10 protein-coding genes are annotated in these 12,488 nt (G+C 72.7%); 6 read left to right on the top strand and 4 right to left on the bottom strand.

All coding sequences use genetic code 11. The annotated features are described in order from the left end of the window. The first annotated feature begins 34 nt into the window (after positions 1-34). A complete protein-coding gene (locus ACZ51I_RS00780; protein ID WP_468870609.1) occupies positions 35-1,006 on the top strand; it encodes a TolB family protein in 972 nt (323 codons plus the stop codon). 14 nt (positions 1,007-1,020) lie between these two features. Here ACZ51I_RS00780 and ACZ51I_RS00775 read toward each other — a convergent pair whose 3' ends face one another. Together ACZ51I_RS00775 and ACZ51I_RS00770 are read right to left on the bottom strand one after the other, a co-directional pair. Continuing rightward, on the bottom strand, positions 1,021-2,313 hold the full coding sequence (locus tag ACZ51I_RS00775; protein WP_468870608.1) for an MFS transporter: 1,293 nt from the start codon (positions 2,311-2,313) through the stop codon (positions 1,021-1,023). A gap of 57 nt (positions 2,314-2,370) precedes the next feature. Beyond that, positions 2,371-2,949 carry a methylated-DNA--[protein]-cysteine S-methyltransferase gene (locus ACZ51I_RS00770; protein ID WP_468870607.1) on the bottom strand — a complete coding sequence of 193 codons (579 nt, stop codon included), beginning with the start codon at positions 2,947-2,949 and terminating at the stop codon, positions 2,371-2,373. 184 nt (positions 2,950-3,133) lie between these two features. Here ACZ51I_RS00770 and ACZ51I_RS00765 point away from each other — a divergent pair, with 184 nt between their 5' ends. From ACZ51I_RS00765 to ACZ51I_RS00745, 5 genes are all read left to right on the top strand, one after another. Continuing rightward, positions 3,134-4,069, top strand: coding sequence for an MHYT domain-containing protein (locus tag ACZ51I_RS00765; RefSeq protein WP_468870605.1), 936 nt, complete (start codon positions 3,134-3,136; stop codon positions 4,067-4,069). Positions 4,070-4,140: 71 nt separating this feature from the next. Continuing rightward, a complete protein-coding gene (gene uvrB / locus ACZ51I_RS00760; protein WP_468870604.1) occupies positions 4,141-6,276 on the top strand; it encodes an excinuclease ABC subunit UvrB in 2,136 nt (711 codons plus the stop codon). Between the two features lie 151 nt (positions 6,277-6,427). After that, positions 6,428-7,006 (top strand): TerD family protein, encoded by a 579-nt coding sequence (locus ACZ51I_RS00755; RefSeq protein ID WP_468870603.1) that lies wholly within the window; start codon positions 6,428-6,430, stop codon positions 7,004-7,006. 118 nt (positions 7,007-7,124) lie between these two features. Further along, on the top strand, positions 7,125-9,107 hold the full coding sequence (locus ACZ51I_RS00750) for a TerD family protein (RefSeq protein WP_468870602.1): 1,983 nt from the start codon (positions 7,125-7,127) through the stop codon (positions 9,105-9,107). 227 nt (positions 9,108-9,334) lie between these two features. Beyond that, positions 9,335-10,333, top strand: a complete 999-nt coding sequence (locus tag ACZ51I_RS00745) for a TerC family protein (protein ID WP_468870601.1) — start codon at positions 9,335-9,337, stop codon at positions 10,331-10,333. 76 nt (positions 10,334-10,409) lie between these two features. Here ACZ51I_RS00745 and ACZ51I_RS00740 read toward each other — a convergent pair whose 3' ends face one another. Then, a complete protein-coding gene (locus ACZ51I_RS00740; RefSeq protein ID WP_468871660.1) occupies positions 10,410-11,696 on the bottom strand; it encodes an MFS transporter in 1,287 nt (428 codons plus the stop codon). Between the two features lie 120 nt (positions 11,697-11,816). After that, positions 11,817-12,473 carry an MBL fold metallo-hydrolase gene (locus tag ACZ51I_RS00735; RefSeq protein ID WP_468870600.1) on the bottom strand — a complete coding sequence of 219 codons (657 nt, stop codon included), beginning with the start codon at positions 12,471-12,473 and terminating at the stop codon, positions 11,817-11,819. Positions 12,474-12,488: the final 15 nt, after the last annotated feature.

The following is a 12,488-nucleotide window of genomic DNA, read 5'->3' as shown; positions in this document are numbered from 1 at the left end:
AGCCCCACATGACCGTCCCCGAAGGGAGCACGACATGACCATCACCGCCTCCACGCGCGCGCGTGCCGGGATCCTCGTCCTCGCCCTCCTGCTGCTGGGCGGCGGAGCCACCGCCTACACCCTGAGGGCCGCCTCCGGGCGGACCGCCGCCACCGGCACCGCCGACCCGGGCTTCACCCTCGACGGAGGCGCCGCCCTGTACGTCCGGGACACCGCCAGCGGGCGCGTCGCGCGCGTGGACCCGGCCGGCCGCCGGGTGGTGGGCGGCCCCTCCTGCGACCGCTTCCACGCGGCCGGGTCCACCGCCCTCTGCCTCCGGCGGCGGCCGGGCGTGCCCGCCCGCTCGTACGCCCTCGTGCTCGACGGGCGGCTCCGCGAGGTCCGCCGCATCGCCCTGCCGGGCATCCCGAGCCGCGCCAGGGTCTCCGCCTCGGGACACATGCTGTCCTGGACGATGTTCGCCACCGGCGACTCGTACGCGCGCTCGGCCTTCTCCACCCGCACCTCGATCCTCGACCTGCGCACCGGCTACCTGGTGAAGAACATCGAGGAGATCCCGCTCACCCTCGACGGCCACCGGCACCACGCCCCCGACGTCAACTACTGGGGCGTCAGCTTCGCCGCCGACGACAACCGTTTCTACGCCACCGTCTCGACGGGCGGCCGCACCCGGCTCGTCGAGGGCGACATGCGGAACTGGTCCGCCCGGGCCCTGCGGGAGAACGTCGAATGCCCCTCGCTCTCCCCGGACGGCACCCGGATCGCCTTCAAGAAGCGGGTTTCCGACGGCCCGCGCGAGCCGTGGCGGCTGTACGTGTACGACCTGCGGACCGGACGCGAGCACCCCGTCGCCGAGCGGCGCGGCATCGACGACCAGGCGCTGTGGACGGACCCGACGACCCTCGCGTACGGATACGGGGGAGCGGTCTGGTCGGTGCCCGCCGACGGCACGGGCGCGCCGCGGCGGCTGGCCGGCGGGGCCTCCTCCCCGGCGGTGCCGCGCTGACGGCCCTCCCGGGGTCAGGCCTTCCGGAGGGCGCCCCGCAGCGCGAGCGCCGCCATCGGCAGCAGCAGGCACGCGGCGATCGCGTTCAGCGGTCCGTAGCCCGCCTGCGAGACGATCAGGCCCGCCGCGAGGCCGCCGACGCCGGCCGCGGTGTTCATGACGAAGTCGGAGAGCCCCTGGACGGCGGCGCGGGCGGCCTGCGGCACCGAGTCCGTGAGCAGCGCCGAACCGGACACCAGCCCCGCAGACCAGCCCAGGCCGAGGACGAACAGGCCCAGGGCGGTCCGGCCGTGGGACGGACCCGCCGTGCCCGCGACGAACGCGGCCGTGCCGATCAGCCCGACCGCGAGCCCGATCACCGACAGCCGGCCCAGCCGGTCGGACAGCCAGCCCATCACCGGCGAGAAGGCGTACATCCCCGTGATGTGCCCGCTGATCACCAGCCCGATCAGCTGGATGCCCGCGCCGTGATGGGTGAGCGCAACCGGCGTCATCGACATGATCGACACCATCGCGGTGTGCGAACCGGCGATGGTGACCAGGGCGAGCCGGGCCCGCTGGGACTTCCGCACCGCGTCCATCCCGGCCCGCAGGGAGCGGCCCTCCGCCGCCTCGCCCGGCCCGGCGGCCGACAGCGCGCGGGCGGTGAGCAGCGGGTCCGGGCGCAGCAGCACGGCCACCACGGAGGCCGCGAGCACGAAGGCACCGGCCGCCCAGACGAACGGGCCCGCGGCGGCCGGGATCCCCAGGCCGGAGACGCTCCGGCCGGCCGGCGCGGCCACGTTCGGCCCGAGGACCGCGCCGATCGTCGTCGCCCACACCACCGTGGAGATGGCCCGGGCCCTGCGGTCCGGCTCGGCGAGGTCGGCGGCGGCGAAGCGGGCCGCCAGATTCGCCGAGGACCCGGCACCGAACCCGACGAGGCCGGCGAGGAGCAGGGGGAAGCTCCCGACGACCGCGCCGAGCACCACCACCCCGGCGCCGAGCGCCCCGAGCAGATACGCGAGGACGAGCCCCGTCCGGCGCCCCCGCGAGCCCATCAGCGTGGCCAGCGGCATCGCGAGCAGCGCGGAACCGGCCACCGACGCCGTCGACGCGAGACCGGACAGCGCCTCGGTGCCGCTGACGTCCCGCGCCAGGACGGCGGCGAGGGCGAAGCCGATGGCGATGCCGAGACCACCCAGGATCTGCGTGGCGATCAGCGCGGCCTGCACGCGCCGGCGGAGCGCCGGCAGCTCGGCCGGGGCGACGGGGGCCGATATCTCGCCGGGCGCGGTGGCGTCAGGGGCACTGGGCGTCTGGGTCACTTACGTGAGTGTGCCAGCCGTCCCACCTGATGGGAACAACGCTCCGGAGACCGGTGGTCAGAAGAGCGGCGCCGGGAGCACGCCCTCCAGGGCCAGCAGCTGCCGCTTCGTCTCCAGACCGCCACCGAAGCCGCCCAGTCCGCCGTCGCTCTCCACCACCCGGTGGCACGGCACCACCACCGGCAGCGGATTGGCGCCCATCGCCGCCCCCACCGCCTGCGCCGCGCCCGGCTGTCCCACGCGCCTCGCCAGCTCCCCGTACCCGACGACCGTGCCGTACGGAACGCCCGTCGCCAGCTCGCGCAGCACCTGCCGGTTGAAGCCGGTCGTCAGGCTCCAGTCCAGCGGCAGGCCGAGGTCGTCCGGCTCGCCCGCGAAGTACCGGTCGAGCCGGCGTATCGCCTCCGCGAGCCGCCCCGAGGCGCACTCCACCGGCTCCGCGCCGAGCTGACCTGCGAGCCGGTCGAGCATCCGCTCCCGCCGTGCCGCGCCGGCGTGGAACTCCACCCGTACGAGCCCCCGCCCGGTCGCGGCGAGGAAGAGCGGCCCGATGGCGCTCTCCACGACCGTCCACTCCACCGTGACGGTCCGCTCCCTGCCGGCCGCCCCCGCTTCCGCCCCCGTGTCGATGTCCATGCCGCCCACGGTACGACCCGCCACTGACATCACGGCCCGGTCTCGCTCCGGTCTCACGAACGGGAATTTCCCGGGCACATGGTCGCCAGGTCCCCCACGCGCCATAATCTCGCCCCGGTAGTACTACCCAGCGGTACCGACTGTTTTCGGACGACGTTGCACCAGGGGTGGAGGACTCACGCTCATGCAGGGCACGGTCGACGGATTCAGCTACGGGCTCGTCACACCGGTGGCCGCCTTTCTCATGGCCTGCCTCGGCGGCGCCCTGGGCCTGCGGTGCACCACCAGATCGCTCCGCCACCGCGACACCTTCAAGGCGGGCTGGCTCGCCCTCGGCGCCACCTCGATCGGCACCGGCATCTGGACGATGCACTTCATCGCCATGATGGGCTTCTCCGTCCAGCAGGCGCCCATCGACTACGACCGGCCCCTCACCTACGCCAGCCTGGGCGTCGCCGTCGTCATGGTCGGCATCGGCATCTTCATCGTCGGCTACCGCGGGGCGACCGCCCTCACCCTGGTCACCGGCGGCACCATCACCGGCCTCGGCGTCGCCACCATGCATTACCTCGGCATGGCAGGCATGCGCTTCCAGGGCCGGATCGAGTACGACACGCCCACCGTCGCGCTCTCCGTGGTCATCGCCGTCGTGGCCGCCACCGCGGCCCTCTGGGCTGCCGTCTCCGTCCACGGATTCCTGGCCAGTGTCGGCGCGAGCCTGGTGATGGGCGTCGCCGTGAGTGGTATGCACTACACCGCCATGGCCGCCGTCAGCGTCCACCTGCACGGCACGGCGGCCCGCACCGGAACCGGCGCCACCGCCACCTCCCTCCTCCTGCCCATGCTGATCGGCCCGGCCGTCTTCCTGATCCTGGCCGCCGTCGTCGTCATGTTCGACCCGCTGCTCGTGATGGGCGACCCGGACTGGCAGCGGCCCGCCGCCCGGGCCCCGCACCGCCCCGGTCTGCCGGTCCCGCGCCATGTCCCGTCCTACGGCGAGCCCGCCAACTGGTCGGCCCGCCCGCCGGGCCGGGCCACCGGACGGGCCGCCGGGCGGACCGCCGGCCGGGCCGCCCGCAGGAGCGTCCCGCGGGGCGGACACCGCTCCCAGGACTGGTGACGGGGCCCCCGGCGACCGGGCGGTGAGCCCATCACCGCCCGAGTGTCAGTGCCGGGTCGTACGGTGGTTGCATGCGGCCCGTTTCCAAGATCGAACGTTCGATGGCGCCTTTCGAGGTCGTCAGCGAGTACAAGCCCAGCGGCGACCAGCCGACCGCCATCGCCGACCTCGAGCGGCGTGTCCGCGCGGGCGAAAAGGACGTCGTGCTCCTCGGTGCCACCGGCACCGGCAAGTCGGCGACCACCGCGTGGATGATCGAGAGGCTCCAGCGCCCCACCCTGGTGATGGCGCCGAACAAGACGCTGGCCGCCCAGCTGGCCAACGAGTTCCGAGAGCTCCTGCCGAACAACGCCGTCGAGTACTTCGTCTCGTACTACGACTACTACCAGCCCGAGGCGTACGTCCCGCAGTCGGACACCTACATCGAGAAGGACTCCTCCATCAACGAGGAGGTGGAGCGCCTCCGGCACTCCGCGACGAACTCCCTGCTCACCCGCAGGGACGTCGTCGTGGTCGCCTCCGTCTCCTGCATCTACGGCCTCGGCACGCCCCAGGAGTACGTGGACCGGATGGTCCCGCTCAAGGTCGGCGAGGAGATCGACCGCGACCAGCTGCTGCGCCGCTTCGTCGACATCCAGTACACGCGGAACGACCTGGCGTTCACCCGCGGCACCTTCCGGGTCCGCGGCGACACCATCGAGATCTTCCCGGTCTACGAGGAGCTGGCCGTCCGCATCGAGATGTTCGGCGACGAGATCGAGGCCCTCTCCACCCTCCACCCGCTCACCGGCGAGGTCATCAGCGAGGACCGCGAGCTGTACGTCTTCCCCGCCAGCCACTACGTCGCGGGACCCGAGCGCATGGAGCGGGCGATCAACGACATCGAGCGCGAGCTGGAGGGCCGCCTCGCCGAGCTCGACAAGCAGGGCAAGCACCTGGAGTCCCAGCGGCTGCGCATGCGCACCACGTACGACATCGAGATGATGCGGCAGATCGGCTCCTGCTCCGGCATCGAGAACTACTCGATGCACTTCGACGGCCGTGAGCCCGGCTCCGCGCCCAACACCCTCCTCGACTACTTCCCCGAGGACTTCCTGCTCGTCATCGACGAGTCGCACGTCACAGTGCCGCAGATCGGCGCCATGTACGAGGGCGACGCCTCCCGCAAGCGGACCCTGGTCGACCACGGCTTCCGGCTCCCCTCCGCCCTCGACAACCGCCCATTGAAGTGGGAGGAGTTCCAGGAGCGGATCGGCCAGACCGTCTACCTCTCCGCGACCCCCGGGACGTACGAGCTCTCGCGCGGCGACGGCTTCGTCGAGCAGATCATCCGCCCCACCGGCCTCGTCGACCCCGAGGTCGTCGTCAAGCCCACCGAGGGCCAGATCGACGACCTGGTCCACGAGATCCGGCTGCGCACCGAGCGCGACGAGCGCGTCCTCGTCACCACCCTCACCAAGAAGATGGCCGAGGACCTCACCGAGTACTTCCTGGAGCTCGGCATCCAGGTGCGCTATCTGCACAGCGACGTCGACACGCTGCGCCGCATCGAGCTGCTGCGCGAGCTGCGCTCCGGCGAGTACGACGTCCTCGTCGGCATCAACCTCCTCCGCGAGGGCCTCGACCTGCCCGAGGTGTCCCTGGTCGCCATCCTCGACGCCGACAAGCAGGGCTTCCTGCGCTCCGGGACCTCCCTCATCCAGACGATCGGCCGCGCCGCGCGCAACGTGTCGGGCCAGGTCCACATGTACGCGGACCGGATGACCCCGGCGATGGAGCAGGCCATCGACGAGACCAACCGGCGCCGCGAGAAGCAGATCGCGTACAACACGGAGCGCGGCATCGACCCGCAGCCGCTCCGCAAGAAGATCAACGACATCGTCGCGACCATCGCGCGCGAGGAGATCGACACCGAGGAACTGCTCGGCACCGGCTACCGGCAGGGGAAGGAGGGCAAGGCCGCGAAGGCCCCCGTGCCCTCGCTCGCCGCGCACGGCGTCAAGGGCAAGGGAAAGAGCAAGGCCGGTTCCACGGTGGAGCTCGGCGACCGTCCCGCCACGGAACTCGCCGCGATCATCGAGGAGATGACCGACCGGATGCGTGCCGCGGCGGCCGAGCTGCAGTTCGAGGTGGCGGCCCGGCTCCGCGACGAAGTGGGGGAGCTGAAGAAGGAGTTGCGCCAGATGAAGGAGGCGGGACTCGCCTGACGGGCGAGGGCGGACGCACGGTCCGGTGTGTTGCAAGACCGACACAAAACCGGACCGCGTCTCGGCGGCATCGGTGGCGCTGCGTAGGGTGCTGGACAACCGCACGCACCGGACAGCGGGCGCGGGGAACGCTAACGAGAGGGGCAAGCGCGTGTCGGTCAACATGACCAAGGGTCAGGCCATCAGCCTGGAGAAGAAGGGCGGGGGCAGCCTCACGCAGGTGCGGATGGGCCTCGGTTGGCAGGCGGCGCCGCGCCGCGGTCTCTTCGGCTCGCGCACCCGGGAGATCGACCTGGACGCCTCCGCCGTCCTCTTCGCCGAGAAGCAGCCGGTCGACGTGGTCTTCTTCCGTCACCTGGTCAGCGACGACGGCTCGGTCAAGCACACCGGCGACAACCTCGTGGGCGGCGCGGGCCAGGGCGGCGACGACGAGGCGATCCTCGTGGACCTGGAGCGGGTGCCGGTCCACATCGACCAGATCGTCTTCACGGTGAACTCCTTCACCGGCCAGACGTTCCAGGAGGTGCAGAACGCCTTCTGCCGGATCGTCGACGAGACGAACGGGCAGGAGCTCGCGCGCTACACCCTCGACGGCGGCGGCAGCTACACCGCGCAGATCATGGCGAAGGTGCACCGGGCCGGCTCCGGCTGGCAGATGACCGCCCTGGGCAACCCGGCCAACGGGCGCACCTTCCAGGACCTGATGCCGGCGATCCTGCCGCACCTGTAGAGGCCTCCTGCCGCGCCCGCGAGGGCCCGGCACGGCACACCCGCAGCTCCCGGAGGCACCAGGCCACCGGGAGCTGTCCGCATGATCCGCACCCGGAAGCACCGAGGGGACAGACACGATGACGGCCGAGCTGGTCCGTGGGCAGAACCACCCCCTGCCCGAGACCCGACTGGAGATCCGGGTGTCGGCCGGTCATCCCGTCCTCGCCGGCGCCACCCTCGGCGACGAGCAGGGCAGGGTGGCGGGCGCGGAGTGGATCGCCCACCCCGGCTCGCCCTGCCTCCCCGGTGTCGACGTGCCCGGGCGGGCCGCCGCCGATCACCGCCTCGCCGTCGACCTGGAGGCGGTCCCCGGCGCCGTCCACCGCGTCTCGGTCCTCCTCGCGCTGACCGGCGGAGCCGCGCGCTTCGGGGCCCTCGCCGCTCCGTTCGTCGCCGTCGGCGGTCCCGGCGGCACCGAGATCGCCACGTACACCATCACCGGCCTCGACGCGGAGTCCGCCGTCGTCGCCCTGGAGCTGTACCGCCGCCAGGGCGCCTGGAAGGTCCGTGCCATGGGCCAGGGGTACGAGGGCGGACTGGCCGCCCTGCTCGGCGACCAGGGCCTGGAGCGCCCGGCGGAGCTCGCCGCCGCGATCCTGGCGACGGTGTCCCCGGAGGTCGCCCCCGCGCCCGCCCCGCGGGTTCCCGAACCGGAGCGCGTACGCCACACGGCGCCGCCGACCGTGACGGACCCGGACCCGGACCCGGACCCGGCCCTGGCACCGGCGCCGGCGCCGGTGCCGGGTGCCGGGGACCCGGCCCTGGCACCGGCGACACCGCTGCCGACCGCCCCGGACCCGAGCCCGGTACCGGCCTCGCCGCCGCCCCCGCGCGTGACGGGTGACGGCGCCGGCGGCGGGCCCCTCGACTACTCCCACCCCCGGCGCCAGTCGGCCCCCGCACCCGCACCCGGGCCCCGGCAGGGCCCGCCCGCGCCGGTCGCCGGGGACGCTTCGGGCTGGTCCATGGACGAGCGGCTCTACAACCAGGTGTGGGGCATGTTCGAGGACCTGGCCCGTACCGCCGCCGCCTACCGCAGCGCATGCGGCTTCGCGGAGTCCCGGCTCGACCGGGAGCTCGACGAGGCCCTCACCGACTACCGGGCCAGGGCCGGGGGCGCGAACGACGCGGCGCGGGCCGCCGCCCGCGCCCGCCACGACGAACTCGTGGAGCGCGCCCGGGAGGTCCTGGACCGGGACCTCGCCCAGCTCGCCGCCGAGTCCGAGGTCGTCGAGCCGGCGCTGCCCGCCGCCTACGCCCGCTGGGACAACCCCGTCTGGCACGCGTACCGCGTCCCGGCCGAGGAGCCGATGGCCGTCCGTCTCGGCGACCTCCACCTCCCCGAGTGCACCGACCTGCGGATCCCCCTGCTCGTGCGGTTGCCGCTGGAGCGCGGCCTCTGGGTCGACTCCGGCCGCGGCGGCTCCGAGGCGGCCGCGCTCCTCGACGAGGCCGAGCTGCGGCGGCTCGCCCTGGACTGCGCGGTGGCGCACGCGGCGCGGCTCCTCGCGGCGCACCCGGCCGGCGGGTTCACCGTCCATGTCGTCGACCCGGCGGGTGCGGGCGCGGCCGCCCTCGCCCCGCTCGTGGAGACGGGAGCGGCCGCACCGCCCGCCCGGGGCGCGGCCGGGGTGTCGGCGGTCCTGGAGCAGCTCACCGAGCGGGTCGACCTGCTCCAGATGGCGCTGCGGGGCGGCGCGGCGGACGCGTTGCCGCCCGGCCTGGACACGGCGCGGCAGCTGCTGATCGTGCATGACTTCCCGCACGGCTTCGACGACCGGGCGGTCACCCGGCTGCGGTACCTCGCCGACGAGGGCCCGTCGGTCGGGGTCCATCTGCTGATGGTCGCGGCCCGGGAGGACGCGGCGGCGTACGGGCCGCTGCTCGACCCCCTGTGGCGCTCGCTGCTGCGCCTCACCCCCGTGCCCGACGACCACCTGGCCGATCCATGGGTCGGTCACGCCTGGTCGTACGAGCCGCCGTTCCTTCCGGCGGGCAGCGCGATCCTCCGTCAGGTCCTCACGCGGGTGGCGTCCGCTCGCCATGGAAAGCAGCTCTGACCTGGAGTCTTGGCAGCTCTTTACCCTCCTCTTTACCTTTTCTTGGGTTTCCGGGTAGAGTTCTTGGTGCGGAGGGGAGTACTCCCCAAGCGCGGCGTACCCGTCAATACGGACGGATCATCGATCCGATCCCGGGGCGTCGGCCCGGCGGCCCGTCCGCCGCCCGGGTGGAAGAGACCTCCGGCAGCGACGACGCTGATCAGTAGCCGTACGACGCCGGAGGCGCAGTGGACGTTTCAATGACCCTGTGGGTACTGACCATTCTCGGTCTGTGTGCCCTGATCGGAGCCGACTTCTTCATCGGGCGCAAGCCCCATGACGTGTCGGTCAAGGAAGCCGGAATCTGGACGGTCGTCTGGATCGTGCTCGCCGCGCTCTTCGGCCTCGGCCTGATGGTGTACGGCAACGGCCAGGCGGCCGGCGAGTTCTTCGCGGGCTACATCACCGAGAAGTCGCTCAGCGTCGACAACCTCTTCGTCTTCGTGCTGATCATGGCGAAGTTCTCGGTCCCCTCCCACCTCCAGCAGCGGGTGCTGCTCGTGGGCGTGCTGATCGCCCTGGTCCTCCGCGCGATCTTCATCGCCGCGGGCGCCGCGATCATCGCGAGCTTCTCCTGGGTCTTCTACATCTTCGGCGCGTTCCTGATCTACACCGCCTGGAAGCTCATCCAGGAGGCGCGCTCCGACGACGAGGAGGACGACTTCGAGGAGAACCGTCTCCTCAAGACCGTTGAGAAGAAGTTCGGCGTCGCCGACCGGTACCACGGCACCAAGCTCTTCATCCGCACCAACGGCAAGCGGGTGCTGACCCCGCTGATGGTCGTCATGCTGGCCATCGGCACGACCGACATCCTCTTCGCCCTCGACTCCATCCCGGCGATCTTCGGTCTCACCCAGGACCCGTACATCGTCTTCACCGCCAACGCCTTCGCCCTCATGGGTCTGCGGCAGCTGTACTTCCTGATCGGCGGCCTGCTCAAGAAGCTGGTCCACCTCAGCTACGGCCTGTCGGTGATCCTCGGCTTCATCGGTGTGAAGCTCGTGCTGCACGCCCTGCACGAGTCCGGGGTGCACGTCCCGGAGATCACCATCCCGTTCTCGTTGGCGTTCATCGGCGGTGTCCTGGTCATCACGACCATCACCAGCCTGATCGCCTCCAAGAAGCAGGCCGAGCGTGACGCGGCCGAGGTGACCGGCGCGGACGAGAAGGACAGCGTCGAGGCCTGACGCCCCCCCCCGCACACGGCGACGGCCGACCGGATCTCTCCCGGTCGGCCGTCGCCGCGTCCGCCGCCGGAACCGTTCAGGCGGCGGCGGGCTCGGCCGCCGGCCGGCCCGCGCGGGACGGGAGCGTCTCCGGGAGCAGGGCGAAGCAGCCGAGGCTCAGGAGGGCGACCAGGGTGAGGTAGGCCGCGACACCCCAGGGCGGGCCCGAGCCGCCTTCGGAGAGCGTCGTGGCCACGAGCGGGGTCAGCGCGCCGCCCAGGACGCCGGCCAGGTTGTAGCCGACGGCGGCGCCGGTGCAGCGGACTCGGGGCTCGTACAGCTCCGGCAGGTACGCGGCGACCACCGCGAACATGGTGACGAAGGCCAGCAGCGAGCCCAGGAAGCCGAGGAACATCAGCAGCGGCCGCGCGGTGTGCAGCAGGGCCACCATCGGGAACATCCAGAGCGCGGAGGCCGCGCATCCCGCCAGACAGAGCGGCCGGCGGCCCCAGCGGTCGGCGAGGAGGGCCACGAGCGGGGTGACGGCGCCCTTGACCGCCACCGCCGCCATGACACAGCTCAGCATCACCGTCCTGCTCACCCCGAGCCGCTCGGTGCCGTAGGCCAGCGCCCAGGTGGAGACCGTGTAGAAGACGGCGTACCCCACCGCGAGCGCCCCGGCCGTCAGCAGCACGAGCCGCCAGTGGTCGCGGAGAACCTCCGCCAGGGGTGCGCCCGCGCGCCGCCCGGACGCCGACAGCTCCTCGAACTGCGGAGTCTCCGCCAGCGAGGAGCGCAGCAGCAGACCGCCGGCCGCGAGCAGCCCCGCCGCCCAGAACGGCACCCGCCAGCCCCAGGAGCGGAACTCCGCGTCGCTCAGCCCGGCGGTGAGCGCCAGCATCACCCCGTTCGCCAGGAGGAATCCGATCGCCGGGCCGATCTGCGGGAAGCTCGCCCAGAGCGCGCGCCGGCGCTCTGGGGCGTGTTCGGCGGTGAGCAGGACCGCCCCTCCCCACTCGCCGCCCAGGCCGAGACCCTGCAGGAAGCGGAGGGTGAGCAGCAGCGCCGGGGCGGCGATGCCGAGTGTCCCGTACGAGGGGACGCAGCCGACCGCGACCGTGGCGCAGCCGGTCAGGAGCAGCGAGGCGAAGAGCACCGGCCGCCGGCCGTACCGGTCGCCGATGTGCCCGAAGAGCACCGAGCCGATCGGGCGGGCGAGGAAACCGGCGGCGAAGGTGCCGAAGGCGGCCAGGGTCCCGGCCAGGGGCGAGAAGGTCGGGAAGAAGAGCGGCCCGAGGACGAGGGCGGCGGCGGTCCCGTAGACGAAGAAGTCGAAGAACTCGATGGCGGTGCCGACGAGCGAGGCGGTGGCGAGCCGGCCCATCGAGGGCGGCCGGACCGGCGACGGAGGGTGACTGTGGCGCATGTCGCGCCAACTACCCCGCCGCCGCCACGGTTACGGGGGCGTGCGGAGGCGCGCAGCTCGGAGGGTGCGCGCCGGGCGTCACCAGCCGCGCTCGCGCCACTCGGGAAGATGCGGGCGCTCGTCACCGAGCGTGGTGTCCCTGCCGTGCCCGGGGTAGATCCAGGACTCGTCGGGCAGGGCCGCGAAGAGCTTGGTCTCCACGTCGTGGATCAGGCTCGCGAAGGCCTCCGGGTCCTTCCAGGTGTTGCCGACCCCGCCGGGGAAGAGGCAGTCGCCGGTGAAGACGTGGGGGTGGCCGTGCGGGTCGTCGTAGACCAGGGCGATCGAGCCGGGGGTGTGCCCGACCAGCCGGCGCGCGGTCAGCTCGACCCGGCCGACCCGGATGGTGTCGCCGTCCTCGACGGGGACGTCCGTCGGGACCGGGATGCCCTCCGCGTCGTACGCGCCCGCGTAGGTCCTGGCGCCGGTCGCGGCGACGACCTCCTCCAGCGCCTGCCAGTGGTCGCCGTGCCGGTGGGTGGTGACGACGGCGGCGATGCCGTCGTCACCGATCAGCGTGAGCAGCGTCCCGGCGTCGTTGGCCGCGTCGATCAGCAGCTGCTCGCCGGTCGCCCGGCAGCGCAGCAGGTACGCGTTGTTGTCCATCGGGCCGACCGCGACCTTCGAGATCATCAGGTCCGTCAGCTCGTGCACGTCCGCCGGACCGCCGACCTTCACCACTCCGCTGTACGTCATGGCCTCAGACTAGCT

It is taken from the genome of Streptomyces sp. NPDC034084, assembly GCF_055575535.1.
Note: the sequence above shows the minus strand (reverse complement) of the source record. Positions and strands in the feature narration are given on the sequence as shown.